The organism is Gordonia sp. (in: high G+C Gram-positive bacteria) (assembly GCF_047606305.1).
GTDB lineage: Bacteria > Actinomycetota > Actinomycetes > Mycobacteriales > Mycobacteriaceae > Gordonia.
Genome location: NZ_JASGER010000032.1, coordinates 19,232 through 45,810 on the forward strand (window position 1 = coordinate 19,232; position 26,579 = coordinate 45,810).

General features: G+C 66.5%; 22 protein-coding genes, 2 tRNA genes and 1 pseudogene. 8 read left to right on the forward strand and 17 right to left on the reverse strand.

The genetic code is table 11. The features are described from left to right. Window positions 1-27 precede the first annotated feature (27 nt). The 4 genes from rpmA to ndk form a co-directional block, all read right to left on the reverse strand. Window positions 28-291, reverse strand: a complete 264-nt coding sequence (rpmA, locus tag QM634_RS05040) for a 50S ribosomal protein L27 (RefSeq protein WP_415041682.1) — start codon at window positions 289-291, stop codon at window positions 28-30. 24 nt (window positions 292-315) lie between these two features. Next, complete coding sequence (rplU, locus tag QM634_RS05045) at window positions 316-627, reverse strand: 50S ribosomal protein L21 (protein ID WP_415031103.1); 312 nt, start codon at window positions 625-627, stop codon at window positions 316-318. A gap of 136 nt (window positions 628-763) precedes the next feature. Continuing rightward, window positions 764-3,628, reverse strand: a complete 2,865-nt coding sequence (locus QM634_RS05050) for a translation initiation factor IF-2 N-terminal domain-containing protein (RefSeq protein WP_415041683.1) — start codon at window positions 3,626-3,628, stop codon at window positions 764-766. Window positions 3,629-4,018: 390 nt separating this feature from the next. Then, window positions 4,019-4,438 (reverse strand): nucleoside-diphosphate kinase, encoded by a 420-nt coding sequence (gene ndk, locus QM634_RS05055; RefSeq protein ID WP_415041684.1) that lies wholly within the window; start codon window positions 4,436-4,438, stop codon window positions 4,019-4,021. Between the two features lie 119 nt (window positions 4,439-4,557). On the opposite strand from ndk, the gene QM634_RS05060 reads away from it, so the two are divergent. After that, window positions 4,558-4,833 carry a hypothetical protein gene (locus QM634_RS05060; RefSeq protein WP_415041685.1) on the forward strand — a complete coding sequence of 92 codons (276 nt, stop codon included), beginning with the start codon at window positions 4,558-4,560 and terminating at the stop codon, window positions 4,831-4,833. Here the strand turns inward: QM634_RS05060 and QM634_RS05065 are convergent. The 9 genes from QM634_RS05065 to QM634_RS05105 form a co-directional block, all read right to left on the reverse strand. After that, window positions 4,830-5,234: a DUF4233 domain-containing protein gene (locus QM634_RS05065; protein ID WP_415041686.1), complete on the reverse strand. Its 405-nt coding sequence runs from the start codon at window positions 5,232-5,234 to the stop codon at window positions 4,830-4,832. The two genes, QM634_RS05060 and QM634_RS05065, sit on opposite strands and share 4 nt — an antisense overlap. Next, window positions 5,231-6,658: a bifunctional tetrahydrofolate synthase/dihydrofolate synthase gene (gene folC / locus QM634_RS05070; protein ID WP_415041687.1), complete on the reverse strand. Its 1,428-nt coding sequence runs from the start codon at window positions 6,656-6,658 to the stop codon at window positions 5,231-5,233. The genes QM634_RS05065 and folC overlap by 4 nt, the downstream gene beginning before the upstream one ends. After that, window positions 6,655-9,330 (reverse strand): valine--tRNA ligase, encoded by a 2,676-nt coding sequence (locus tag QM634_RS05075; RefSeq protein WP_415041688.1) that lies wholly within the window; start codon window positions 9,328-9,330, stop codon window positions 6,655-6,657. The genes folC and QM634_RS05075 overlap by 4 nt, the downstream gene beginning before the upstream one ends. A 107-nt stretch (window positions 9,331-9,437) precedes the next feature. Beyond that, a complete protein-coding gene (gene clpX, locus QM634_RS05080; protein ID WP_415041689.1) occupies window positions 9,438-10,718 on the reverse strand; it encodes an ATP-dependent Clp protease ATP-binding subunit ClpX in 1,281 nt (426 codons plus the stop codon). 148 nt (window positions 10,719-10,866) lie between these two features. Beyond that, on the reverse strand, window positions 10,867-11,550 hold the full coding sequence (locus QM634_RS05085) for an ATP-dependent Clp protease proteolytic subunit (protein ID WP_415041690.1): 684 nt from the start codon (window positions 11,548-11,550) through the stop codon (window positions 10,867-10,869). Window positions 11,551-11,583: 33 nt separating this feature from the next. Then, a complete protein-coding gene (locus tag QM634_RS05090; RefSeq protein ID WP_415041701.1) occupies window positions 11,584-12,147 on the reverse strand; it encodes an ATP-dependent Clp protease proteolytic subunit in 564 nt (187 codons plus the stop codon). A 232-nt stretch (window positions 12,148-12,379) separates the two neighbouring features. Then, the gene (gene tig, locus QM634_RS05095; protein ID WP_415041691.1) at window positions 12,380-13,732 is read right to left on the reverse strand and encodes a trigger factor; all 1,353 of its coding nucleotides are present in this window, start codon (window positions 13,730-13,732) and stop codon (window positions 12,380-12,382) included. A gap of 35 nt (window positions 13,733-13,767) precedes the next feature. Next, window positions 13,768-13,841, reverse strand: a tRNA-Pro gene (locus tag QM634_RS05100). Between the two features lie 14 nt (window positions 13,842-13,855). Continuing rightward, window positions 13,856-13,926 (reverse strand) — tRNA-Gly (locus QM634_RS05105). A gap of 349 nt (window positions 13,927-14,275) precedes the next feature. Between QM634_RS05105 and QM634_RS05110 the strand changes: the two genes are divergently transcribed. Both QM634_RS05110 and QM634_RS05115 read left to right on the forward strand, forming a co-directional pair. Beyond that, window positions 14,276-14,971: a L,D-transpeptidase gene (locus QM634_RS05110; RefSeq protein WP_415041692.1), complete on the forward strand. Its 696-nt coding sequence runs from the start codon at window positions 14,276-14,278 to the stop codon at window positions 14,969-14,971. Between the two features lie 151 nt (window positions 14,972-15,122). Further along, a complete protein-coding gene (locus QM634_RS05115; RefSeq protein ID WP_415041693.1) occupies window positions 15,123-17,186 on the forward strand; it encodes a protein kinase domain-containing protein in 2,064 nt (687 codons plus the stop codon). A gap of 4 nt (window positions 17,187-17,190) precedes the next feature. On the opposite strand, the gene QM634_RS05120 is transcribed toward QM634_RS05115, so the two are convergent. The 3 genes from QM634_RS05120 to QM634_RS05130 all read right to left on the reverse strand — a co-directional run bounded on the left by QM634_RS05120 (window position 17,191) and on the right by QM634_RS05130 (window position 20,848). Further along, window positions 17,191-18,372 carry a MinD/ParA family ATP-binding protein gene (locus QM634_RS05120; RefSeq protein WP_415041694.1) on the reverse strand — a complete coding sequence of 394 codons (1,182 nt, stop codon included), beginning with the start codon at window positions 18,370-18,372 and terminating at the stop codon, window positions 17,191-17,193. 80 nt (window positions 18,373-18,452) lie between these two features. Beyond that, window positions 18,453-18,911, reverse strand: coding sequence for an LppA family lipoprotein (locus QM634_RS05125; protein WP_415041695.1), 459 nt, complete (start codon window positions 18,909-18,911; stop codon window positions 18,453-18,455). 188 nt (window positions 18,912-19,099) lie between these two features. Beyond that, window positions 19,100-20,848: an alpha/beta hydrolase gene (locus QM634_RS05130; RefSeq protein WP_415041696.1), complete on the reverse strand. Its 1,749-nt coding sequence runs from the start codon at window positions 20,846-20,848 to the stop codon at window positions 19,100-19,102. Window positions 20,849-20,968: 120 nt separating this feature from the next. Between QM634_RS05130 and QM634_RS05135 the strand changes: the two genes are divergently transcribed. Together QM634_RS05135 and QM634_RS05140 are read left to right on the forward strand one after the other, a co-directional pair. Next, on the forward strand, window positions 20,969-21,646 hold the full coding sequence (locus QM634_RS05135; RefSeq protein WP_415041697.1) for a lytic murein transglycosylase: 678 nt from the start codon (window positions 20,969-20,971) through the stop codon (window positions 21,644-21,646). 442 nt (window positions 21,647-22,088) lie between these two features. Beyond that, complete coding sequence (locus tag QM634_RS05140) at window positions 22,089-23,363, forward strand: DUF4185 domain-containing protein (RefSeq protein ID WP_415041702.1); 1,275 nt, start codon at window positions 22,089-22,091, stop codon at window positions 23,361-23,363. A gap of 52 nt (window positions 23,364-23,415) precedes the next feature. On the opposite strand, the gene QM634_RS05145 is transcribed toward QM634_RS05140, so the two are convergent. Then, window positions 23,416-24,222 (reverse strand): hypothetical protein, encoded by an 807-nt coding sequence (locus QM634_RS05145; RefSeq protein WP_415041698.1) that lies wholly within the window; start codon window positions 24,220-24,222, stop codon window positions 23,416-23,418. 23 nt (window positions 24,223-24,245) lie between these two features. Here QM634_RS05145 and QM634_RS05150 point away from each other — a divergent pair, with 23 nt between their 5' ends. The 3 genes and pseudogenes from QM634_RS05150 to QM634_RS05160 form a co-directional block, all read left to right on the forward strand. Next, entirely contained in the window at window positions 24,246-24,458 is a 213-nt protein-coding gene (locus QM634_RS05150; RefSeq protein ID WP_415041699.1) for a hypothetical protein, read from the forward strand. 82 nt (window positions 24,459-24,540) lie between these two features. After that, complete coding sequence (locus tag QM634_RS05155) at window positions 24,541-24,879, forward strand: hypothetical protein (protein ID WP_415041700.1); 339 nt, start codon at window positions 24,541-24,543, stop codon at window positions 24,877-24,879. Next, window positions 24,879-26,579, forward strand: a pseudogene (locus QM634_RS05160) (hypothetical protein); the annotation flags it as partial. The gene QM634_RS05155 and the pseudogene QM634_RS05160, both read left to right, overlap by 1 nt.

A 26,579-nucleotide genomic window follows, 5' to 3' on the forward strand; every position in this document is an offset into this window, starting at 1 on the left:
CTGTCACCAGAGCTTATGCGCCGCGGATCAGGCCGAGGCCGTATCCGGGACGATGTTGACGGTCTTGCGACCGCGCTTGGTGCCGAACTCCACCGCACCGGCCGCGAGGGCGAACAGGGTGTCGTCGCCACCGCGGCCGACGTTGACGCCCGGGTGGAAGTGGGTGCCGCGCTGGCGGACCAGGATCTCGCCGGCGTTGACCTTCTGGCCGCCGAAGCGCTTCACGCCGAGGCGCTGCGCGTTGGAATCACGACCGTTGCGCGAGCTGGACGCGCCCTTCTTGTGTGCCATTGTCTGTCGTCCTCCTGCGAAGTCTTACTTGATGCCGGTGACCTTGAGGACCGTCAGCTGCTGACGGTGCCCCTGGCGCTTGTGGTAGCCGGTCTTGTTCTTGAACTTGTGGATACGGATCTTCGGGCCCTTGACGTGCTCGACGACCTCGGCGTTCACCGCCACCTTGGCCAACTTGTCGGCCTCGGTGGTCAGCTTGGCGCCGTCGACGACGAGGGCGACCGGGAGCTTCACGGTGCTGCCGGGCTCGCCGTCGAGCTTCTCGACCTTCACCACGTCGCCTTCGGCGACCTTGTACTGCTTACCGCCGGTCTTGACGATCGCGTACGTAGCCATCGGGTTTTCCCTCAATCTTCGTTGTCACAAATAAAATGCCTGCCCGCGTTGCGCTGCAGGTAGGCGACTTTCCAAGGTTACGGGAGCGCCTCGTCGCGGGTCAAACCGACGCAGCGCCCCCGTGGCGTGAGCACGCTCACGCCTCGGGCTGCGGAGCCCCCGCCCGACGGGTCGCGGCACGGCGGCGCGGTCGGCGCACGACCGCCACCGCCTCCTCCTCCGACGTCCCACCGGTCGGGCCGGCCGTGGTCTTGGTCATGGTGGGCGCGTCATCGTGCTCGTCGGGCCCGATCACGATCGTGGTCCCCGACCCCGTCGACACCGGGGCGCGACGCACGCGTCGGTGACGCGGCTTCGATTCGGGCGTCGCCTCGGGCTCGGGTGCCGCCTCGACGGCCGCGATCGGCTCGGAGTCGATCGCCTCCGCCTCAGATTCGACGTCGGTCTCGACCGGCTCTTCGACCGCGATCTCCGGCACTGCCTCGACCTCGACGACCTCGACGGCGGTCACCGTGTCGGTCTCGACCGTCTCGATCTCGTCGTTCTCGTGGATGTGCGCGTGCATCGCCCGGAACAGCGGGTGCTCCTGGGCGGGTGCCTTGGGCTCGGCGGCCGGCTCGGACTCCGACTTGCCCTTCTTGCGGCGCGATCGCTTCGACCCGCCGCCCTGGCCGCCCTCGTCGGACGGGCGCACCTCGACCGGGTCGGCGTGCACGATGAGGCCGCGGCCCGAGCAGTGCGTGCAGGTGGTGGAGAACGCCTCCAGCAGCCCGGTGCCCAGGCGCTTGCGCGTCATCTGGACCAGGCCGAGGGAGGTCACCTCGGACACCTGGTGGCGCGTGCGGTCACGGGCCAGTGCCTCGGTGAGTCGACGCAGGACGAGGTCCCGGTTGGACTCGAGCACCATGTCGATGAAGTCGACGACGATCATGCCGCCGAGGTCGCGCAGCCGCATCTGGCGCACGATCTCCTCGGCCGCCTCGAGGTTGTTCCGGGTGACCGTCTCCTCGAGGTTGCCGCCGGAACCGGTGAACTTGCCGGTGTTGACGTCGATGACCGTCATCGCCTCGGTGTGCTCGATGATCAGCGTTCCGCCCGAGGGCAGCCAGACCTTGCGGTCGAGCGCCTTGGCCAGCTGCTCGTCGATGCGGTGCACGACGAAGGAATCGGGGGCATCGGGACCGGCCTTCTCGAACTGCTCGACGCGGTCCATCAGGTCGGGGGCCACATCGCTGATGTAGCGCTCGACCAGGCTCCAGGCGGTTGGACCCTCGACGACGAGCTTCTTGAAGTCCTCGTTGAACAGGTCGCGCACCACACGGACCAGCAGGTCGGGCTCCTCGTACAGCGCCTTGGGCGACACCGACTTGTTCTTGCCGGACTTCGCGGGCTTCGTCGCGGCCTCGGCGTCGGCCTCGATCTTCTTCCACTGTGCCTCGAGACGCTGGACGTCGGCCTCCAGGTCCTCGGCACTGATGCCCTCGGAGGCGGTGCGGATGATCACGCCGGCACCCTCGGGCACGATCTTGCCCAGGATGGACTTGAGGCGCTTGCGCTCGACGTCGGGCAGTTTGCGACTGATCCCGGTCGACGACCCACCGGGCACGTAGACCAGGTAGCGGCCGGCCAGCGAGACCTGCGTGGTGAGGCGGGCGCCCTTGTGCCCGACCGGGTCCTTGGAGACCTGGACCAGGACGTTGTCGCCGGGCTTGAGGGCCTGCTCGATCTTGCGCGAACCACCGTCGAGGCCGGCGGCCTCCCAGTTGACCTCTCCGGCGTAGAGCACACCGTTGCGGCCGCGACCGATGTCGACGAAGGCGGCCTCCATACCCGGCAGCACGTTCTGCACGCGGCCCAGGTAGATGTTGCCGACCATCGACGTCGAGTTCGCCGTGGTCACGAAGTGCTCGACGAGGACACCGTCCTCGAGCACGGCGACCTGCGTGTAGTCCTCGTGGTCCTTGTCCGCCTTGGCGTGGACCTTCTCGCGGACCACCATGACGCGGTCGACGGCCTCGCGGCGCGCCAGGAACTCCGACTCGCTGAGAATCGGCGGGCGCCGGCGACCCGCGTCGCGCCCGTCGCGACGGCGCTGGCGCTTGGCCTCGAGCCGCGTGGAGCCGGAGATGCCCTGCACCTCGTCGCGCGACCGCTTGCTGCGCGGTTCGCGCTCGTGGACCACGGTGTTCGGCGGATCGTCCGACGAGGCGTCCTCGCCGCCCTCGCCACCGCCCTTGCGACGCCGACGCCGCCGACGGCGCTTGGTGCTCGAGCCGACGCCCTCTTCGTCATCGCCGTTGTCGTCGTCCGTCTCGGTGTCCTCGGCGCCGTCCTGCGACTTGCCGCCGTCGGCGTCGTCGTCGGACTTCTTCTTCGCGGCCGTCTTCTTGGCCGCGGTCTTCTTGGCGGCCGGCTTCTCGTCGGTCTCGGCGGCGGCCTTGTCCTCGACGCTCGCCTCGTCGTCGCCATCGGCGCTGCCCTCGGCGGCGGCGTCACCGCGACCGCGGCCACGGCCACGGCGTCCGCGGCGGCGGCGACGGGCCCGATTCGGCTGGTCCTCGTCGTCGCCCTCGGCTCCGCCGGCCGCGTCGTCGACGTCCTCGGCCTCGCTCGCGCCGGACTCGGTCGCGGTGACCGGCTCCGGGGTCTGCGGCGGCAGGAACAGCGGGTTTCCGGCCTCGACCGGCGCGGTGTCGGCGATGGGTGCGTCAGTCGCCGCCGCGGCCGCGGAGAACAGACTGTCGTCAGCGGGCGCGGAGGCGGGTTCGACCGTTTCGGCGGCGGGGAGGCCACCAGCGCGCGCGAGCACCTGCTCGGCGGTCTCGCGGTCGACGGTCGCAGAAGCGCTGCGCACCTGCGACCCCAGCGCCTCGAGGTGGTCGAGCACCTCTCGGCTGGTCGCCCCCAGCAGTTTCGCCAGGGCGTGGACGCGCATCTTGTCGGGAAGGTTTGTTGCCGGGGTCGACGCGTTCGCGTCGGCCGGCGACCCGTTCTCGGTCACGTATTCTCCTTGCACCCCCGGGCGCGTCGAATTCGGGCGCGGCCACTCGGGGGCTCATGCGGTATGCGGTTGTGGGTCGCGCCGCGAGACGGCGGCGACCGCGTGGCTGGTCTTCCGGTGCGGATCGGCGTTCGACCGGGAACACCCGGTCAGAACGTGCGAAACGCTCCTGGTCGGTGAGCGTGGTCCACGAACCTCGACGCCGCGGCGGACATCTCCGGGGAGAAGTCCGGTGCCGTGGGGAGGGCCTGCTCGCGAAGGTCTCGCGGGCGGTGAACCGTCACCGTGTGCTGCGGTGCCGAGACGTGTGTGTCGGTCGCAACACATCCAGTATCCCACATCGCCGCGGGATAGGGAGAATCCCCGCGTCGACGGCGGGGCGCGGGCGGGTCAGGCCTGGGCGAGAGCGGGGAACCAGAGCGCGATCTCGCGGGCCGCGGACTCCGGCGAGTCCGAGCCGTGCACCAGGTTGTTCTGGGTCTCCAAGGCGAAGTCGCCGCGGATGGTGCCCGGGGTCGCCTTCTCCACCGGGTCGGTGCCACCGGCGATCTGCCGCCACGCCGCAATCGCGCGCGGCCCTTCGACGACGGCCGCGACCAGCGGGCCGGAGGTGATGAAGTCGAGCAGGTCGCCGTAGAACGGCTTGCCCTCGTGCTCGGCGTAGTGGCCGGCGGCCACCTCGCGATCGGCGGTCCGCAGGTCGAGGGCGACGAGGCTCAGCCCCTTGCCCTCGATGCGTCGGACGATTTCACCGACGAGGCCGCGGGCCACGCCGTCGGGCTTGATCAGTACCAGGGTGCGTTCGGTCACGCGACGATAGTAGCGGCCGCATCTCGGGGTTTTGTCCCCGGGCGGGCTTTGTCCACAACCTCTCCCCGATCGCTTCGCGGCGGGTTTCCCGACTCTTGTGGCGGGCGTAACCTTGCCCCATGGCCGAGATCACGAACACCGAGTACGAGCGGAAGTTCAACCAGATCGATGGGGACATCCATGCGATCTACGAGATCCTCACCGGTCACGGCAAGAAGCTCGACGAGCACACCCGGATTCTCGATGACCACACCGCCCGACTGACCGCAATCGAGTCCAAGGTCGACGGTCTCGACACCAAGGTCGACCGTCTCCAGGGCAAGGTCGATCAGATGGAGACCAGGGTCGCCGGGATGGACGAGAAGCTCGATCTGGTGGTGGACCGTCTCGGCTAGTCCCCGACGGGTTCCTGACCGGGCAGCTGACCTTTCTCCTCGCGCTGCTCGACGTCGCGCTTGATGTATATGACGTAGGCCCAGACGCACGCGAAGATCAGGCCGATCGCGGCGATCGACCAGTGGATGAGTCCGCCCGCGATCGTCACCAGAGTGAGTCCGCAGTTGAGCGCGAGGGCCCACGGCTTCTTCTGCACGCCGCACGCGAGGACCAGCGCCACGATGAGCACGCACAGGTAGGCAATCGAGAAGCCGGTCAGGCCCTTGCCGATCTTCGCGACGACCGGGAACGCCAGACCCACGACGATCGCCTGCAGAATCAGCAGCCCGCTCATGACGCCGCGCAGACCCTTCCAGGGATCGGCGGCGGGGGCGGTGAATCCTGGGTGCTCTTCGATCATGCGGGTTCCTTTCCGAACAGTGACCGAGCCGCTCCAGCGGTGACCACCGAGCCGGTGATGACGACGCCGGTTCCCGAGAGCGACCCACCCTCGTTCTCCTCGGCGAGCGCGATGGCCTGTTCGACGGCGTCGGGGAGGAAGGGTTCGACGACGATGCGGTCCTCGCCGAAGATCGGTTCGGCCGCGTCGGCGAGGGCGGCGGTGTCCAACGCCCGCGGCGAACCGTTGTTGGTCAACACGATCTTGTCCAGGACCGGTTCGAGCGCCTCGAGCAGTCCGACGACGTCTTTGTCGCCGAGGACCGAGACGACGCCGATCAGCCGCTGGAAGTCGAACTCCTCGGTCAGCGCCTGAGCGAGTGCTTGGGCGCCGTGCGGGTTGTGCGCGGCGTCCAAGTACACCGTCGGCGCGCTGCGCACGCGTTCGAGGCGGCCGGGGTTGGTGACCGACGCGAATCCCGCCCGCACCGCGTCGACGTCGAGCTGACGGTCGGCTCCCGCGCCGAAGAACGCCTCGACCGCGGCCAGTGCGAGCGAGGCGTTGGCGGCCTGGTGCGCACCGTGCAGCGGGAGGAAGATCTCCGGGTACACGCCGCCGAGTCCCTGGAGCTCGAGCAGCTGGCCGCCGACGGCGGTCCGCGATTGCAGGACGGTGAACTCCGAATCCTGCCGGGCGACGACGGTGCCCGCCTCGACGGTGGCGCGCAGCAGCACCTCGGCCACCTCGGGGGTCTGCGGCGCGAGGATCGTCACCGGGTCGATGGGGACGAGGGCCTCGGGATCGGCGCCCTTGATGATCCCCGCCTTCTCCCCCGCGATCGCCGTGAGACTGTCGCCCAGGTAGTCGGCGTGGTCCATCGCGATGGGCGTGATCACCGCCACCTGCGAGGAGATGACGTTCGTGGCATCCCAGCGACCGCCCATCCCGGTCTCGACGACGGCGACGTCGACCGGCGCCTCGGCGAAGGCCGCGTAGGCCATCGCCGTCAGTACCTCGAACTTGCTCATCCGCGGCCCGCCCGCCTGCGTCGACGAGTCGTCGACCATCGTGATGAACGGCTCGAGCTCTCGATAGGCGTCGATGTAGGCGCGCGGGGTGATCGGCGCGTTGTCGATGGAGATGCGCTCGGTGGCCAGCTGCAGGTGCGGGCTGGTGATGCGGCCGGTCCGGCGGTGCAACGCGCTCAGCAGCGCGTCGATCATCCGCGTCACCGACGTCTTGCCGTTGGTGCCGGCGATGTGGATCGACGGATAGTTGTCCTGCGGTGAGCCGAGCAGGTCGAGCAGCGCGGTGATGCGCGTCAGCGACGGCTCGATCTTGGTCTCGGGCCAGCGCGTGTCGAGCTCGGCCTCGACCTCGGCGAGTTCGGCCAGATCGGCCGGGTCCACCGGTCGGCGGACCTCATCGGCGTCCGGGCCGCTCACGCGCCGCCCAATGCCGCCAGCTTGGCGCCCAGCCGCGCGATCTCCTCGCGCGCGATCTCCTGGCGGGCGCGGATCTTCTCCACGACGTGGTCGGGTGCCTTCGACAGGAACTGCTCGTTGCCGAGTTTGGCCGTGGTCGTGGCCATCTCCTTCTCGGCGACGGCCAGATCCTTGGCCACGCGACGCTTCTCGGCCTCGACGTCGACGGTCCCCGAGGTGTCCAGGTCGACGAGCACGGTCGCCGAGCTCAACCGCACCTCGATGGACGCCGTCGCGGTGAAGTCGTCCGCCGGCGGGTCGAGCCGGGCGAGCGCGTCCAGGTAGTGGCGCTCGTCGGCCAGACCGGCCTCGTCGAGTCCCGTCAGCTTGGCGGCGACGCGCTGACCGGGGCGCAACCCCTGATCACTGCGGAAGCGGCGCACCTCGGTGATCAGCTTCTGCAGGTCGTCGATGCGGGTGGCGGCCTGCTCGTCGCGCGGGCCCGTGGAACCGTCCTGCTCCCCCGACGGCGCGGGCCACTGCGCGACCACGACCGACTCGCCGCCGGTCAGCGCCTTCCACAGGGTCTCGGTCACGAACGGCATCACCGGCGAAAGGGCACGCAGGAGCGGATCGAGCACCTCGCCCAACACGCGCGCCGTCGACGCCTTGAGCGCATCGTCGGCGAGCTGCACCTTGGCCAGCTCGAGATACCAGTCGCAGACCTCGTCCCACGCAAAGTGGTACAGCGCCTCGCAGGCCTTGGAGAACTCGAAGGACTCGAAGCCGGCGTCGACGTCGGCGAGCACCTCGTCGAGACGGCCGAGGATCCACCGGTCGGCGTCGGTGAGGTCCTCCCGCGGGGGCAAGTCGCCCGCGCAGGTCGCATCGTTCATCAGCGCGAACTTGGTGGCGTTGAACAGCTTGGTGGCGAAGTTGCGCGAGCTCTGGGCGTGGTCCTCGCCGACGGAGATGTCACTGCCCGGATTGGCGCCACGGGCCAGGGTGAAGCGCAGGGCATCGGCGCCGAAGCGTTTCACCCAGTCCAGCGGGTCGATGCCGTTGCCGCGCGACTTGCTCATCTTGCGGCCGTGCTCGTCGCGCACCAGCCCGTGCAGGAACAGGTCGGCGAACGGCACCGCGGCGTCGCGCTGATGCAGCCCGGCGATGTCCTTGGCGCCGACGTACGTGCCGAACATCATCATGCGGGCGACCCAGAAGAACAGGATGTCGTAGCCGGTGACCAGCACCGACGTCGGATAGAACTTGCGCAGGTCGTCGGTGTCGTCGGGCCAGCCCATCGTCGAGAACGGCCACAGACCCGAGGAGAACCAGGTGTCCAGGACGTCGGTCTCCTGGGTGTAGCCGGCGGGCGGCTCCTCCCCGGGCGCGGGACAGACGACCTCGCCGCCGGGTCCGTACCAGATCGGGATGCGGTGGCCCCACCACAGCTGGCGCGAGATGCACCAGTCGTGCATGTCGTCGACCCAGCCGAACCAGCGCGGTTCCATCGACTCGGGGTGGATCGTGGTCTCCCCGTCGCGCACGGCGTCGCCGGCGCGCTTGGCCAGGGACTCGACGGCCACCCACCACTGCATGGACAGGCGCGGCTCGATCGGTTCGCCGGTGCGCTCGGAGTGCCCGACGCTGTGCTGGTACGGCCGGATTTCCTTGACGATGCGCCCCTGCTCTCGCAGCGCCTCGCACACCGCCTTGCGCGCCTCGAAGCGGTCCAGTCCGTCGAACTGCGTGCCGGTGTCGACGATGCGGGCCTGCTCGTCGAGGATCGTCGGCATCGGAAGGTCGTGGCGCTGGCCGATGGCGAAGTCGTTGGGGTCGTGCGCGGGGGTGATCTTGACCGCGCCGGAGCCGAATTCGGGGTCGACGTAGTCGTCGGCGATCACCGGGATCCGCCGATCGAGGAAGGGGTGCTCGAGCTCGGTGCCGACCAGCGCCGCATAGCGCTCGTCGTCGGGGTGCACGGCGATCGCGGTGTCGCCGAGCATCGTCTCCAGACGCGTCGTCGCCACAACGATGTGCGGCTCGTCGTCGTTGAGCGAGCCGTAACGGAAGGAGACGAGCTCACCGTCGACGTCCTCGTACTTCACCTCGATGTCGCTGACCGCGGTCTGCAGGGTCGGCGACCAGTTGACGAGGCGCTCGGCCTGATAGATCAGGCCGTCGTCGAAGAGTTGTTTGAAGATGGTGTGGACGGCGCGCGAGAGGCCCTCGTCCATGGTGAAGCGCTCGCGCGACCAGTCGACGCTGTCGCCGAGCCGGCGCATCTGGTCGGCGATGCTGCCGGAGATGTTCTCCTTCTCCTCCCACACCCGCTCGATGAACGCATCGCGGCCGAGGTCGTCGCGGGTCTTGCCCTCCTCGGCGAGCTTGCGCTCGACCATTGTCTGCATGGCGATCGCCGCGTGGTCCATCCCGGGCAGCCACAGCACCTCGTAGCCCTGCATGCGGCGGCGCCGGCTCAACGCGTCCATCAGGACGTGTTCGTAGGCGTGACCCATGTGCAGCGACCCGTTGACGTTGGGCGGCGGGATGACGATGGAGAACGGCGGCTTGTCGCTCGACGCGTCGGCGGTGAAGTACCCGGCATCCACCCATCCCCGGTACAGCTCCTGCTCGTGATCGGCGGGGTTCCAGGCAGCGGGCAGCGCGCTCGACGCATCGGGGGTAGTCACGGTGTCAATTCTAGGGATCTCGAAGCTGCCGTCTCGCAAGGGGTGGACCCCACATGATTGCGCCAATCCCGCATTGATCAATGCGGGATTGGCGCAATGGTGCAGGACTAGGCGGTCTTGTCGCGCGGCTCGGCGCGGTGCTTCTTGCGCGGAACGATCGTCGGCAGGACGTTGTCGCGGACCGTGTCGCCGGTGACGACGACCTTCTCCACGTCGTCGCGGCTCGGGATGTCGTACATGACCGGCAGCAGGACTTCCTCCATGATCGCGCGCAGGCCACGGGCGCCGGTCCCCCGGTGGATGGCCTGATCGGCGATCGCCTCGAGGGCGTCGCCGGAGAACTCCAGCTCGACGTTGTCCATCTCGAACAGCTTGGTGTACTGCTTGACCAGCGCGTTCTTCGGCTCGGCGAGGATGTTGACCAACGATTGCTTGTCCAGGTTCGTCACCGAGGCGACGATCGGCAGGCGGCCGATGAACTCCGGGATGAGACCGAACTTGATCAGGTCCTCGGGCATGACCTCGGCGAAGTGATCGGTGGTGTCGACCTCGTCCTTGGTGCTGACCTCGTTGCCGAAGCCGATGCCCCGCTTGCCGACGCGGTCGGAGACGATCTTCTCCAGGCCCGCGAAGGCGCCCGCCACGATGAACAGCACGTTCGTCGTATCGATCTGGATGAACTCCTGGTGCGGGTGCTTGCGACCGCCCTGCGGCGGCACCGACGCCTGCGTGCCCTCGAGGATTTTCAGCAGCGCCTGCTGCACGCCCTCGCCGGACACGTCGCGGGTGATCGACGGGTTCTCGCTCTTGCGGGCGATCTTGTCGACCTCGTCGATGTAGATGATGCCGGTCTCGGCGCGCTTCACGTCGTAGTCGGCCGCCTGGATCAGCTTCAGCAGGATGTTCTCGACGTCCTCGCCGACGTAGCCGGCCTCGGTGAGTGCCGTGGCGTCGGCGATCGCGAAGGGGACGTTGAGCATCTTGGCCAGCGTCTGCGCCAAATAGGTCTTGCCGCAGCCGGTGGGGCCCAGCATCAGGATGTTCGACTTGGCCAGCTCAACGGTCTCGCCGGTCTTGGCGTCCTTCTTCTCGCCGGCCTGAATGCGCTTGTAGTGGTTGTAGACGGCGACGGCCAGTGTGCGCTTGGCGTTGTCCTGGCCGATGACGTAGTTGTCCAGGAAGTCGCGGATCTCGATCGGCTTGGGCAGCTCGTCGAGCTTGACGTCACTGTTCTCGGCGAGCTCTTCCTCGATGATCTCGTTGCACAGGTCGATGCACTCGTCGCAGATGTACACGCCGGGACCGGCGATGAGCTTCTTGACCTGCTTTTGACTCTTCCCGCAGAACGAGCACTTCAGCAGGTCGCCACCGTCTCCGATTCGCGCCATGGTCCCTTACCCACTTCCCTGCTGTTCGTGTGCGCAACGAATGCGCGTCCGCGGGTGACCGTGCTGGTCACCACCGGTATACCGACGGTACCCGCCCAATGCTCGGACTTCGAGCTACTTAGGGCGAATGTCGCCGGGTTTCTGACGACTACTTCTTCAGCGACTTCTTGCGGTAGCCGAAGACCTCGTCGATGATCCCGTACTCCTTGGCCTGCTCGGCGGTGAGGATGTTGTCGCGATCGGTGTCCTCGCGGATCTTCTCGGGGGTCTGGCCGGTGTGGCCGGCGAGGATCTCGTCGAGGCGCTGGCGGATGCGCTCGATCTCGGCCGCCTGGATCTCCAGGTCGGAGACCTGGCCCTGGAAGGCGCCACCGGTGCGCGGCTGGTGGATCAGGATGGTCGCGTTCGGCAGCGCGGCGCGCTTGCCGGGGGTGCCTCCGGCCAACAGGATCGCCGCGGCCGAGGCCGCCTCGCCGAGGCAGACGGTCATGATGTCGCAGTGCACGTACTGCATCGTGTCGTAGATGGCGAGCATGTCGGGCACGCTGCCGCCGGGCGAGTTGATGTACATGGTGATGTCGCGGTCGGGGTCCTGGCTCTCCAGGACCAGCAGCTGCGCCATTACGTCGTTGGCGACGGTCTGGTCGATCGGCGTGCCGACGAAAACGATGCGCTCCTCGAACAGCTTGGCGTACGGATCGTACTGGCGGTGACCGGTCGGGGTCTGCTCGATGAAACTCGGCAGGATGTACCGGGCCTGCACGTCGCGCAGGGCCTCCGCGGACGGGGCCACCCCGCTCATCGAACCGGCGGTGGGGTTCACGTTGCTCATGAATGCTCTTTCGAAGTCAGTGGTGGCGGTTGGCTAGAGGGAGGTGACGACGTGGTCGACGAGGCCGTATTTCTTCGCCTCGTCGGCACGGAACCACTTGTCGCGGTCGGCGTCGGCCTCGATCTTCGCCAGCGGCTGGCCGGTGTGCTCGGAGTTGAGCTTGTTCATCTCTTTCTTGGTGAGCGCGAACTGCTCGGCCTGGATGGCGATGTCGGCCGCGGTGCCGCCGATGCCCGCCGACGGCTGGTGCATCATGATCCGGGCGTGCGGCAGCGCGTACCGCTTGCCCTTGGTGCCGGCGGTGAGCAGGAACTGCCCCATCGACGCGGCCATGCCCATCGCGTAGGTGGAGATGTCGCACGGCGAGAGCTGCATCGTGTCGAAGATCGCCATGCCCGCGCTGACCGAGCCGCCCGGCGAGTTGATGTAGAACTGGATGTCCTTGTCCGGGGCCTCGGCGGTGAGCAGCAGGATCTGCGCGCACAACCGGTTGGCGACGTCGTCGTCGACCTGGGTGCCGAGGAAGATGATGCGCTCGCGCAACAGCCGCTCGTACACCGAGTCGTTCAACGTCAGGCCGGCGACGCCCGAGGACATCGCGGTGTGGAGAGGGGAAGTGCTCACAGTTCCTACCTTCGGGATCTATCGCGCGGTGGTTCGATCACGCTCTCGTGCTTGCCACCGACACTAACCAATCCCACTGCCCAACCCATCCCAATAACACGCCGATTCGCTCACAGCTAAACGTCGCCCGCGGCATGAAACGACGAAGCGCCGGGGTCGAACCGACTGGCGGCTCGTGCCCCGGCGCTGCGCCGTGGTGTCGGGGTCAGGCGTCGTCGCCCTCGTCCTCACCCTCCTGCGGCGGGGTGAAGAACTCGGTGACGTCGACCTTCTTGCCCTTGTCGTCGGTCACCTTGACGTTGGTGACGATGGACGACAGCGCCTTGTTGCGACGGGCATCGGCGTAGAGCGCGCCGATCTGGCCCGACTGCTGCAGCTGGTTGACGAAGTCCTGCGGTGCCATGCCGTAGCGCTGCGAGAGGAAGATGATCTGCTGGGTCAGCTCTTCCTGGCTGACCTCGGTCTTCTCCTCGTCGGCGATCGCGTCGAGCAGCAGCTGGGCGCGAACAGAGCGCTCGGCGCCCTCGCGGGCCTCCTTCTCGAAGTCCTCGCGCGTGGTGCCCTGGGCCTCCAGGAGACGCTCGAACATGGCCTCGTCGTTGCCGATGCTCTGCATCATCTGGGCGATCTGGCCGTCGACCTCTTCCTGCACGACGCCCTCGGGCACCGGGAAATCGGTCTTGTCGATGAGCTCCTCGAGCACCTGGTCGCGGACCGCGTTGGCCTGCTCCATCTTCAGCGACTGGCCGACCTGCTCGCCGACGGCCGCGCGCAGCTCGTCCATCGTGTCGAACTCGCTGGCCATCTGGGCGAACTCGTCGTCGAGCTCGGGCAGCTCGCGCTCCTTGACCGAGCCGACCTTGACGGTGACGTTGGCGTCGGAGTCGGCGAACTCACCGGCGACCAGTTTGGTGGAGAAGTCGGCCTGCTCGCCGGCCTTGAGGCCCTGGACGGCTTCGTCGAGGCCGTCGATCAGCTGGCCCGAGCCGACCTCGTGGGTCAGACCCTCGGTGGTGGCGTCGGGGACGGGCTTGCCGTCGACGGTGGCCTCCAGGTCCAGGGTCACGTGGTCGCCGTCCTTGGCGCCTCGCTCGACGGCCTTAAGGGTGCCGAAACGCTCGCGCAGACCCTCGAGCTGCTCGTCGACCGCCTCATCACCCTCCTTGACGGAGTCGACCTTGACGGCCAGCTTCGAGTAGTCGGGCAGCTTGATCTCCGGGCGGATGTCGACCTCGGCGGTGAACTTCACCGGCTGACCGTCGACGATCTCGGCGACGTCGATCTCCGGGTTGCTGATGACCTTGAGGTCGGCTTCCTCGACGGCCTCGGAGTACTTGACCGGGATGACGTCGTTGACGACCTGGGCGAGGACGGCGTCGCGGCCGACGCGGGCCTCGATCAGCTTCGCCGGCGCCTTGCCCGGGCGGAAGCCGGGGATGCGCACCTGCTGGGCGAGAGCGGCGTATGCGCCCTCGAACTCGGATGAGAGCTCCTCGAAGGGGATCTCGACGTTCAACTTCACCCGGGTCGGGGTCAACTGCTCCACGCTGCTCTTCACGCGCGTTCTCTCCTTATATATCTAGGTTCCGTGTGTCGGGATGACAGGATTTGAACCTGCGACCCTCCGCTCCCAAAGCGGATGCGCTACCAAGCTGCGCCACATCCCGTGGGCTCGCTGCAGAGCGGGTGACGGGAATCGAACCCGCGTAGCTAGTTTGGAAGACTAGGGCTCTACCATTGAGCTACACCCGCGTGCAGGCGGCGATCCGGGGTCGCCGGAAGCGCCGCATGCGATGACCGACTGTACATCGCTGCGCACTGGTCGCCGAAATCGGGGCGCCGCGCTTCGGCGACACGCGGACGGGTCGTCGAGTGGAAAATGTCACAGGGGCCATAACCGCAGGCCTCACGTCGTTTCGCCCGGGTCTCCCTGTGTATCGCCTGTAAGGACGGCCATCGCTGTGGCCTTACTGAAACGTTTATGCGACCATTGACGATGATCAAACCGAGCGGACACCGCTCCGCACGGTTATCACCAGGGTTGCCCTGCAACCCATCGGTGGCAAATTCGCCCCAACGAATGTGAAGGAACCTCAAGAGAATGCTTAGCACCACCAAGCATGCTCGGCACGGCGCTGCCAAGAGCCTGCTCGCCGCGGTCGCCGGCGCAGTGGCCATGGCCGCCGCCATCCCCGCGCAGGCCCAGGCCGCTCCGGTCACGATCATCCCGGGCCTCCCCCCGGTCGAGATCCCCGGCTTCAAGCCGCCGAAGCAGCTGCAGCCGCCGAAGCCGAAGCCGCAGGTCCAGCCGAAGGCCGACAATGGTGTGCCCATCCCCCCGGCGCCGCCGCAGCCGCCGGTCGCCAGCCGCACCGGCTGGGTGGGTCTGTCCGACGACCACCAGCACTTCATCTTCTGGTACCGCAACGGCGTGTTCGTGCGCTCGATGCCGACCTCGATGGGCACCAACAAGCACCCCACGCCGAACGGCACCTACTACATCAAGGACCGCAAGCGGTCGATGTGGATGGACTCGTCGACCTACGGCGTGCCGGTGAAGTCGCCGGAGGGCTACCGCACCTTCGTCGAGTACGCCGTCCGCATGGACTGGAACGGCATCTTCATCCACGGCGCCCCGTGGTCAGTGGCCCAGCAGGGTCGCTCCAACGCGAGCCACGGCTGCCTGAACGTCAGCATGCCGAACGCCAAGTGGGTCTTCGACACCATCCCGCGCAGCACCCCGGTGATCGTGCGCGGCACGGTCGGCGGCGGTAACTGGCGCACCCCGCGCGACTGATTTCAGTCCGCACAGCGCGTAGAAGCCCGGTGAGCCGGATCCTCCTCGGAGGGTCCGGCTCACTGCTTTTCGGGGACCGACGGGGCCCGCCGGCGCGTCTCGTATTGTGTTGAGGGGCGCCGAACCCCGGTGCCGCCTGATCGGAGGACCCATGGCGATGGAACCCGGCGACGTCTTCGCGGGCTACCGGATCATCGAGGTCCTCGGATCCGGCGGGATGGGCACGGTGTACCGCGTCTCGCACCCACGCCTGCAGCGCGACGAGGCGCTGAAGACGGTCAAGCCGGCGTCGGGCATCGGCGACACCGATGAGCGCTTCCGCCGCGAGGCGCGCGCCGCGGCCGGTCTGACCCACCCGGGAATCGTCACCATCCACGAGTTCGACGTCACCGACGACACCCCCTGGTACACGATGGAGTACCTCGACGGTGAGGACCTGGCCAAGGTCGCCGGGCGGCTCCCCGCGCACGAAGTCGCCGAGATCATCGGCCGGGTGGGCCCGGCACTGGACTACGCCCACTCCCGCGAGGTGATCCACCGCGACGTCAAGCCGGCGAACATCATCCTCACCCGCAAGGCCGACGGCACGCTGGACCGGGTGGTGCTGGTCGACTTCGGCATCGTCAAGGATGTCGCCGCCCCGACCCAGCTGACCCAGCCGTTCACGCCTCTGGGATCACCTCCGTACATGGCACCCGAAGTCATCCGCGCCGAACCGGCCACCGCCGCCTCCGACCAGTACGCCCTGGCGGTCTCGGCCTTCCAGGCCCTCACCGGCCACACCCCCTACACGGGTTCCACCGGCGAACTCCTGGCGGCGCACACCACCGAGCCGCCACCGTCGATCACCCGGCACCGCCCCGACCTCGCCGCCGCCGACCCCGTCCTGGCGAAGGCTCTGTCCAAGGACCCGGCCCAGCGCTACGGGTCGTGCGGCGAGTTCGCCGACGCCCTCGGCTATGCGCTCGCCGGCGGCTCGCAGGAAACACTGATCCCGGCCATCGCGGATCGCACCACCGCGCCACTCGCCGAGCGGGCACCCAAGACCCGCCGCAAGCTCTTGTACGCCGCGCTTGCCGCGCTGGTGTTCATCGCCGCCGGCACGACCGGCGGCATCCTCTGGCACCACTCGCAGCAGCACAAGATCCAGCGCGCCGACTGGCACTTGCCCAATCCGCCGGGGGTCGCGCAAGGGTCGTGGACCTCGATCTCGACGGCGTCGGAGTACGGTCTCCGCACGAAGGGGGTCACCGTGTGCGGCATCGCTGCCAAGCGTCTGTACTGCTGGGGAACCGACAACTCACGGGCGCAACTCGGTAACGGTCGAACGGGTGGACCCACGACAACTGGACTGGTCGCCGGGCAGAAGAAGGATACAGAGATACACGCACTGTCGGTGGGCGCCGACTACTCCTGCGCGATTGTCGGCCCAAAGCGCAAGGTCTCCTGCTGGGGCACCGGTCCGCTCAACCTTCCTGACAAGGAGAAGAAGGACAATCAGGGCCCGGTCGAGGGGGCCGTCAGCATCAGCACGTCTCCATACCGTGCCTGCGCCGTTGTCAATACGGGAGAGACACAGTGCTGGGAAGACGCCGGGCGAACGGTGTCGACCTTCGGTGACACATATCCCGTACTCGGTCGCGCAACAACCATGAATGGGTTCCCTCGCGCGACCGGTGTAGCGACGTCCTCGCAAGCCACGTGCGTTGTCAGCGAAGGGTCGGGAACCGTTGCATGCTTAGGACTTACCACCACCGGCGCGCCAATCGAGGACCGAAACAGTCATGGTGTTCTCTCGAATCAGATCGCGGGCCCGAACGATGTGAAAAGTCTTGCGCCCGCCGAAATGGGATCCACCTGGTGTGCCACAACGTCAACATCGGTGTACTGCTGGGGCCACGGACTCTACGGCCTGATCGGCAACGGACTGAGTTCGTTGGGCCCATTCAGCCCGACCAAAGTCGACGCGTTGTCCAACCCCACGTCCATATCCGGCGCAATGGGGTACTACTGCGCCACCGCTGATGGATCAGCGTATTGCTGGGGCAGCGACGCATCGGACTCCGGCCGACTTGGACTGCCAGCCGGACAGTACTACGTCCCAACAAAGCTTCCGGGCCTGTCAAAGGTCACATCCATCACGACCGGCCTCAACTTCGCCTGCGCCATCGCCGACGGTGAGCGCTACTGCTGGGGAGAACCCCCCAAGGCCTAGAAAGTCAGTTTCCGTGGGCCAGCGGGAACGTATCCGCGACAGAGGCTGCGAGCTCGATGAACGCAGTCCGCGTCTTCTTTGCCATCAACTCAAGATCTATCTCGGCGCCTTCAGCCAGGTGGCGGTCGTACGGGATGGTGTGGACCGCACGAGTCTTACCGAGGAAGTGTTGAGTCATCGCGTCGGTGTCGATCGGCACACCGCCAGGCTTAGCTGAAGAAACGACAACAACGGACTGAGCGGCGAGTTCCCCGTAGCCGTGGTGATGCAACCAATCCAGAGTTGCCGATGCGCTTTGCGCGCCGTCGAGCGCTGGCGACGTTACCAGCACGATCCCGTGTGCGAGGTCGAGCACGCCCTTCATCGCCGAATGCATGAGCCCGGTGCCACAGTCGGTCAGAATGATGTTGTAGTGGTTGCGCAGGATCTTGACGACCGCACGATAGTCCTCATCGCTGAACGCCTCGGACACAGCCGGATCGCGTTCGGACGCGAGGATCTCAAGGCGGCTGCCCGCCTGCGAAGTATGCGAGCGCACGTCTGCATATCGAGCGACATTGGGATCCTTCAGCAGATCGCGAACAGTGGAATCGGTCTGCTTGCGGGACCTCGTGCCGAGTGTTCCCAGGTCGGGGTTGGCATCGACGGCAATCACGCGATCACCGCGCAGCGAGGCATACGTCGCACCGAGACCGATCGTCGTCGTTGTCTTGCCGACACCCCCCTTGAGAGAGAGGACAGCGAGACGGAAGTCTCCCCGGATTGGCTGGCGCACGCGCTCGATCAGCGCGTTGAGGCGCAGCTGCTCCTTGCTCTCACCCGGATTTACCCGACCACCTGTTGCGCTGAACACCGCACGCCGCCAACCGGTCTCAGGCGCCTTCTTCATCTGCTTGCTGAGCGCGATCTGGTCGAGCCCACCCTTGGGCTGGAACGGCGCGGGCGATGCGCTGCCCTGCTGGATGTACGGGTTACGCGTCGACGCTTGCTGCGCCGGGACCTGCTGGTACATCTGCGGCTGCGGCGGACCGGCCGGTGCCTGCGAGGCCGGTGCCTGTACGGCGGGAGCCTGGGCTTGATGAGTCGGCACCGGCCGAGCCGGCGCTTCGGGCTGACCCGCGGCGGCCTGATCGTCTGCGAAGTTCACCCAGCTTGGGTTCTCCGGCGTGAGGTTCTCCTCGGTCATCAAAGCTCCTTCCTAGCAGGACCCAGGCAGTCCTGCCAGACGGTAGTCGCGGAGGGACACTGTTTTAGTGCAACCCATCGTTACTTGGGCTTGTCCGCCTCGCTCATCCGGCAGCCGGACGATACGGTCAGACTCGCCGACAGCTCGGTGCCGAAACGGATCTCGACTCCATCGGTCGCGGTCAGCGCCACGTCGTGGTGGCCCTTGGCGTCAGCATATGTGAACATGTCAAGCGGTGCCCAGCCATACGACTCGGCCTGACTCCGGACGATGCTCAACGCCTGGGGCCACTTCTCATCCGGAATACCGGGACGCAGGATGGAGGTCACATAAGCAGTCTTCGCGCGCGAGCGAAACCCCTCCGTGCGGCAGGAGCCGGTCGTGACCTCATCGATCTCGAAGTCGGTCCCCGGCACGAGCTCGACGAGTTTCGCACCGATCTCACGCACGTGCCGCTCATATTCTCGTTGTGTCTCCTCCAGGGAAGGCTGTGTCTCGCGCAGCTTGACCTCGAAGCTCTCGGCTTCTCGTTCCGGCATCTCCCGGTCCGGCCCATCCCCCGGCCGCAGCGAAGCACACCCCGTAAAGACTATAGAAGCAGCCGCTAGCGCGACGCACAATAGACTCATACTCACAACCCTCCGGCCATCGGTTCGATCGGGAACAGTCTCCAAAGGACGTTCATGGGCTTGGGAATTGGCCACCTTCTACTCCAGCCTTTTCAGTCTCACGGGCGAACCCGTCGGTACCAGTCACGAACGTCGCGCCCCAAATCGACCACCCTTTCGCGAATCCGGTCCGGAATCGCCTGTTTCCCAGTGTAAGGAGTCACGCCATAAACGGGAGGCTTCCCTGCCAATACGCGGGCGAGGTTGTAGCCCGACATTCGCAGCTCGTTGTTGGCCCCTTTCCGTCCGTACTCTGAGTGACCGTATGCGCGTTCGCGAAACACGCGCCGATCACCGTCTGGTCCACCGGTCCATCCGTTCTGGGTCGAGAGCTCCGGGATCCCCATCTTGTACGGGTTCTTGCCCCACCCGTGGTGTTCGGCAAGCGAGGCCACGCCACGGTCGGCGATCAAGTCATCCTCGCCACGCATGACGAACACATGGCCCTTGGCAAGTCCGAGTTCATCGACGCTGTTGATCCCCAGACCGGGGCTTCCGTAGAAGACCGCGTTGTCAACGACCGCCGGATGCTCTCGCCGGAGTCGTTGCAATGCGAGCGAGGCAGTCAGCGAACCGTACGAGTGCCCGAACAGCGAGATGGAAGCATCGGGGTTGCGGCTACGAATCTTCTGAAGGTCAGCGTCTAACCGCTTGGCACCCTCTTCGGCAAGGTCACGGGTGCTCGCTTCGCGGATGGTCCTGACGATGCTTGGGCTCAAGGCAGGCGCAGTCGGCGTCTGGTATCCGATCCACGCGATGGTTGCGACAGTTCGCTTCCTCTCACCCGGCTTCAAATTGCTGTTCAGTTGTCGAAGTGTCTCTTTTCGAAGGTCCTCCGCCTCATCCGTCATATTGACCATCGCCGAGTTATCCCACCGCTTCTCGTCCTTGTTCCAGACTCGACGGACATGTGTGCCAACTCCCGGGACGGTCAGGGAGACCACATCGGATTTATCGGGATTGCCCATTGAGACCGCGGCCAACACCGGCTTGTTACCGTTCTCTTCGAACTTAAGCAACAGCGCACCGTCCCTGCCCGTCAGCGCATCCCGAACCCCATAGCGCTCGTCGAGCTTGAAGGTCACGACCTTCATTCCGGCGTCTTTGATTATCCCCGGTGGCAGGGCATCGACCCGCTTCTTCTCGTTCTCCCAATAGACGATCGAGTTATCGAGGTTCTGGCGGTTCTCCCGGTCGTCCAATTCGCTCGGCGTGAGCTGACGCTTCTCGATCTTGGGCTCCGGCCCAACCTCCGGTGCGCGGTCATGCGGACGCCGATCGTTGTCCTTGCTGTCGGGGGTCTCATTCGGCTCCTCGCCTTCCTCGCCCTCTCCGTCGACTCCCCCTCTGCCGCGGCCAGCATTCCCCGCGCCGGGCCCACCTGCACCGCCGACAGTCTCCACGTGGGCCCTGTTGCCAGCGCCGCGCGACGAACCGTCCCTGTCGTGGTTCCCCGACTCTTTGTCCGGCCCAGGCCGTTCGGCTGTCCGACCATCGGCTGCGCTCGACTCCGTGTCGGGTGGCGACGCCTCCTTACCTTCTTCGCGAGCGCTCTGTTGTTGCTTCTCGTCGTGCTCACCGTCAGCGCGCTTCGATGCGGGCGCGCCGATGACCTGCGGCGGAATCAGCTGCGGAATCCTTGAGGTGCCGTCTGAGGGCTGGTCGGTCGCTGGTGGCTGTGCAGTAGGTCGCGACGCGGTGGCGGCTTCCTCGGACGAGATGGTCTGGCCGCCATAGCTGGGCAAGGCGGACTGTGGCACCCGGCCCGCGTCGGCCGGGAGCGGTACGTGCGCAGTCCCCTCAGCCACCCAAGCCTCCTAAAGCAACAATTCAGGTCACTACAGTAACAAGACCGCTGCCGAAAGGTGAGAAGTTGCGCCACGCCGGGTCCCAGATTGACAGACACCTCCCCTGACCAGGTACTCTGCGTGATCGTGCTTAGCCCCAATCGTTATCTCGCGGTGCTCGCGGGTGTTCTTGCGTCAGCGATGGTCGTCGCAGGCTGTTCTTCGCGGATTGAGAAGGGTGAGAACAAAGCGCACGACATCCCGTCTACCCAGCTCAAACAGTGGTCTGAGTTGCACGCAGGCCCATATGAGATCCCCGAGCGCGCACTGCGCTCCTATGCGTATGCGGCGGCCGCGATGGGAAAGGCTCAGCCCGGCTGTGGGCTCGGATGGTCCACCCTCGCCGCCATCGGTGACATCTCGTCCGACCATGGCTCCGCCAGCTCCGGAATCATCACCGGCGAGGGAATTGTGGTTCCGGCACTGCGAAACTTGACCCAAGCCAACCCAGCACATGCAAAGCCTGCGGCCGACACCGACGCCGGCAAGTACGACGGCAACGAGACGATCGATGTGACCATGGGGCCGATGCAAATCCTGCCCAGCCGTTGGGAGCAGTTCGCAACAGACGCGGACAACGACGGTCGCGCCGATCCTGACAACTACGACGACGCAACACTCACAGCCGCCCGGTTCCTTTGCGCTGCTGGTGGCAACCTCCGAAATGGAGAGGGCTGGGCGAACGCCGTTTCTCAATTCAACCGCACCCCCGGATTCGTGGAGAAGGTCCACGCCAAGGCGATGACCTACGGCCGCTAGCGCCGTTCCATCGGAAGGACTGCTCACATTGTCTATGCCAGACCGTCGAACTCGGCGAGCACTACTCGGCTGCACCACGATTCTGGTAAGCGCAAGCCTCGCTGCAGGCTGCACCTCCACGGGATCGAAAACCCAAAAGCCGCCGAACCTCGACGGCCAACCTCAACTAACGGTGCCGAACGTCGCTCCAGTTGGCATGATTGTGCCCCCTGCGCCTGTTGTCCCAGTGCTGCCAGACGCGAAGCCGGACCCCAATCAGCAGGCCCCTGGAGGGAACCAGCCCTACTACCCGGACTACCCCGCCCCCGCGCCAGCTGCACCTGTGGGGCCCGCTCCTACTGGCCCTAATGACCTGTACCCCAAGCCTGAGGACGCTGGTGAGAAGCGCGGCAATGGCCAGCCCATCACACGCGGGGGCATCACCAACGCCTTCGTGGCCAAGATGACGGGTGCAAACTCCGCCGATCACACCGACACCAAGTGGGGCGTTGCCGGTACCGGCAACGCAGTGATGTGGGACAACGGCAACGGCCAAGTCATTACCGCCTTCGGCGACACCTTCGGACGGCCACGCCCCCGAGGTGAGGGCAGCGACCAGGCACCTTACGTCAATGGCGACGGCTTCAACGTTCCCATCTTCCCGAAGGAAATCCCGTTCCCCGCCCTGCCGTATCTGAACCTCACACAGGGGCGCAATCTTGGATCCGGATTCGCCGGTGACACCGGCACCACGGCCCCGTCCGGCTTTGACTGGCGGGTCAACACGCTCGCCTATTCGAGCACGCGGAATCTGCGACAGATGAGCTACAACAGCTTCCTTGTCGATCGCGCCAATCATGCGCGGGAAGTGATTAAGGCGCGCCGAGTCAACGGCTCAGAAATCACCACGATGCCGACGTCTGGCATTGCCGTTGGCGGACGTCAGTACATGACGTACAGCTCGGTGCGCCGGTACGGCCCGGCTCCCGGGTCGTGGACATCGAACTATTCCGGCATCGCATTCTCCGACGACAACGGCGCAACGTGGACGAAGTCCCGGAACGCGTTCTGGACCAATGGCGGCCCCGCCCGTAACTTCCAGATGCTCTCCCTGGCCCGACGCGGCAACATGGTCTACATGTTCGGCACCGAACAGGGACGTGTCGGCGGCGTCTACGTCGCGCGTGTACCGGCAGACCAACTGCTCAACCGCGCCAAGTATCAGTACTGGATGGGCACGAATTGGCAGAACGGCCTTGTCGGCGAACCGCGGCCAGTAGTCTCCGGCGGCATTGGCGAGGTGTCTGTCCAATTCAGTCCGTCGCTCAACCGCTGGTTGATGCTGTCCACCGACGTCTTCAACAACGGAATAGTCCTGCGCCAGGCCGCCAACCCAGCAGGGCCATGGACCCGCGCTCAGATCGTCGCCTCTGGCCAGAACTATCCGGCCATCTACGGCGCGAGCATCCACCCGTGGTCCAAGGGCAACGACCTGTACTTCACCATGTCGCAGTGGTCGAGCTACAACGTCTACCTCATGCACGCGACGGTCGTCCGGCAGGGTATTCCCGCGCCGGCACCGCTGGTCCCCGAAGTGCCACTGCCCGGTGGTGCCAGGATCCCGTTCGGCCCAGCTCCAGATGGCGGTCTTCAATTGCCGACCCTCAGGCTCCCCGACGCGATGGCCGGACCGCAGGGTCCGCCACGAGGCGGCGCGCCACGCGGTCCTGGCGGCTAGCCACAATGTCGATAAGAGCCCGGGCATCCTCTCGCGGATGCCCGGGCTCGTCCTATCTTCCATACACCGAGCAGGCAAGGGAGATCGCCGTCTCAGTGAGCTGGTAGTCACCGGCCGCCAAGTCGATTCCGCGTGCCGTGGTGGGCAGATTCCAACGTCCGTCAGGGTACAGCTCGATGCCTAGGGCGTGTGTCGGGACGCGAAGGTCGAACGGCAGTGACGTGCCCGCGGCGGGCGGCTGGTGGGCGTGGACGAACACCAGGTTTCCGGAACGCAGGAACGGCTGTAGCGGGTTGTCCGTGTGGAAGACCCAGTCCGGAAGGCGACGGGTTGACGTCACGGCGACGACCACGTCGGCGGCGGCCACGGCTGCAGGCATCAGAGTGGCTGCGACGGTACTCGGGACGTCCACCACGTAGCCGCGGAAGCGTCGCTTGAGTTGCCGGAGCGCCGCAGCCAATTCATCTGCGGATATCACGGGGCGAGCCTGGTTCGGGGCAATGGTCGCTACGGAGGTCACCGTCTCGAAGTCGACGAACCGGTCGACCGAGCGGCGCTCGCGCATCTCGGGTTGGCCTGCGAGGGCACCGAGGTCTCCTCCCGTGCTGGCACCGAGAAGAGAGCCGAGTGAGCGGTCACCGCTAGTGTCGACGCCGACGATCGTCTCGTGGGTGAGTCGATCCCCAACCAGTGCTACAAGCGCCGCAACAACGCTGGTCGGAGCACCCGCTTCCAACGGCACCACAGCGACCGAACGCTGCTGCCAATGCCGCGGGTCGACCCCCCGCTCGAATCTCGCCAGCTCCACCGCGTAGCGACTTGGCACGGGGAGCCACGTTGATAAGCTTGAGACCGGCATGTCATCAGAATAAGGGAGACGACGTGAAGCCCGACGACCACCGCGTGGTGATCCAGGCGCACGCACTGCGCCGCGAGGCGTCACTTCAGGCCTACATGCACGGCAGCGTCAAGCCGCGAGCCACCAATCGGATGGTCCGACTCTTGGTGATATCGCTAGTCATCGCGTGCGTGATTCTCGTCGGCATCTTCGTCGGGCAGTTCATTGTCACGATGATCAGCCAGATGCGACGATGACTGAACGACTCACACAGGTCGGATAAGGTACCAGTACGGGGAAGGCGCCAGTTTTGAGCGGCGACGAGGAGGGGTGGTTGACATGGCGGTGGTGATCGCTGATTCCGAGAGCATCGATCAGTTCGCCAACAACGTGAACCAGCTGGTCGAGGCTGCGTTCGCAGTGATCGAATGCCTCTCCGTCAGCGGCAATCACGGAACCCGCCAGGGGCTCACCGTCCAGGCGGCGGTCACCGAGTTCCAGGCCACACTCGGCCCCGAACTGACTAAGGCGCTGAGCGAGGTCGCCGACCATGCCTACTCGACCGCGGCGATTGCCGGGGCGGTCCGCCAGACCGAGGCCGAGATGACCGCGGTGATCGGCGCCTACATTGGCAAGGCCGAGACCACGCTCCTCGCCAGCGGTTCGAAGGTTTTGTAATGCCGGTACCGCCCCCCGAACCCTTCAACCCGAAGCTGTACGAGATCGAAGGCGACCCGGTCTCGGTCGGTGGCTCACACGCCGAGTGGACTTCAGCGGCCAACCACCTGTACCGCATGGCGGCCGATGTCGCTTCCAGCATCGCTGATCTCAAGTTCGAAGGCCCCGAGGCCGAGCTCTGGCGAGACAAGGGCCGCGCTCACATCGAGGCCATCAACGGTGCCGCACGCGGCATCCAGATGGCCGGTGACGGCCTCGGCCTTTGGGGCGAGGCCTTGGCCCGCGCCCAGGCGATGATGGCGCCCGTGCTGGCCGCCGCCCAGGTGGACTACGCGAACCTGGTGCGAGCGTTCCAGCGAGTCGTCGCCGCAGACATCGCAGAGGCCACCGCCCACGCCGCCCTCGTCGCGGCCCAAACCGAGCTACAGGCGGCAATGGCAGCGGCCGCTGCCACGAGCGGCATCGGAGCCGGCGCCGTTGCCGCTGCGAGCGCCCACGTCTCGCAGGCGACCACCGAATTGGCCCGGGCCACCGCCGAAGTCGCGGCCGCCCATCAGGACCACCAGGCAAGCCGAATGAAGTTCGACTCAACAAATGCCGAGGCGCACGGCATCCAGACGCAGCTCGGCGGGCAAGCCCACTCGGCGTCGACGCAGGTCAATTCCGGCACAAAGCAGGCCGATACCGTGCAGCAGTCGATGGCCGAAGCGCGAGCGGCGGCGCAGAGCGCTGCCGCAGGCGCGTCGACAGCCGCCGGCGCAATGTCGACGCCCGCACAAGCCGCACAGGCGTTCACCAACGGGTTCAAGGGCACCGACGGAGGCGCCGACGGGACGACAGATTCCAACGGTGGCGCGAGGTCGCAGACCACTCCGAACTCGACCGACGACAACGACCGGAGCGGCGGCGCACCGGTGGCGATGCCTGGTCTGCGCAGCGGGTCCCCGGACAAGGGCAAGGACAAGAAGAAGCGGGACGAGGATCCGGACGAGGACAAGCGCGACGACCAGAACGAGGATGCCGAAGCTGACGATCAGGACGGCGACGAGGACGAGACCGCCGCCGCGACGACCAACGGCACTGATCCCTCGGGGAACACCTCCGGCGGCGGTCAGAATACGGACGATCTCGGCAAGAAGCTGAGCGAGGCACCACGGCAGGCGATGACGGCGGCTACATCGTTGACGGGCGTGGCGACCGACCTGCTGCAGAGCGGGCTCGGGGGCGGCCAGAAGATCGCCGATCGCCAGGTGCCTCCCGTCGAGGGGGTGCCGGCGGCCGGCGACGTGCTGCGCAAATACCCCGGCGGCGCGCCCGAGTACATATATCAGCTCCCGCTACCCAACGGCGCGAGGGTGACGCTCAACGACGACGGCACCGCTTCCTTGATCGGCGATGACGGCAGGTCGCTCGGCCAGATCCCCGTTCCCACAGCCTTCGACGGCGCGGGCAATAAGGTCAAGACCTGGCTTGGGCTCAACAACCAAGACCAGCTCGTCCAGCATTTTGCCGAAGTACCCGGGATGCCGTACCCCATCGTCGCCGGCCCCCCTGTGGATCCGTCCAACGCGGGCCACCCGCTCGAGCAGGTGGCGAAGTCTGCGCAGTCCGTGTCGCAGGTGACCTCACAAGTCACCCAGGCTGCCCAGCAGGCCGTGCAGACCCCGCTCGGCGCCGCCCAGGCGGTGGCCGGTCTTGCC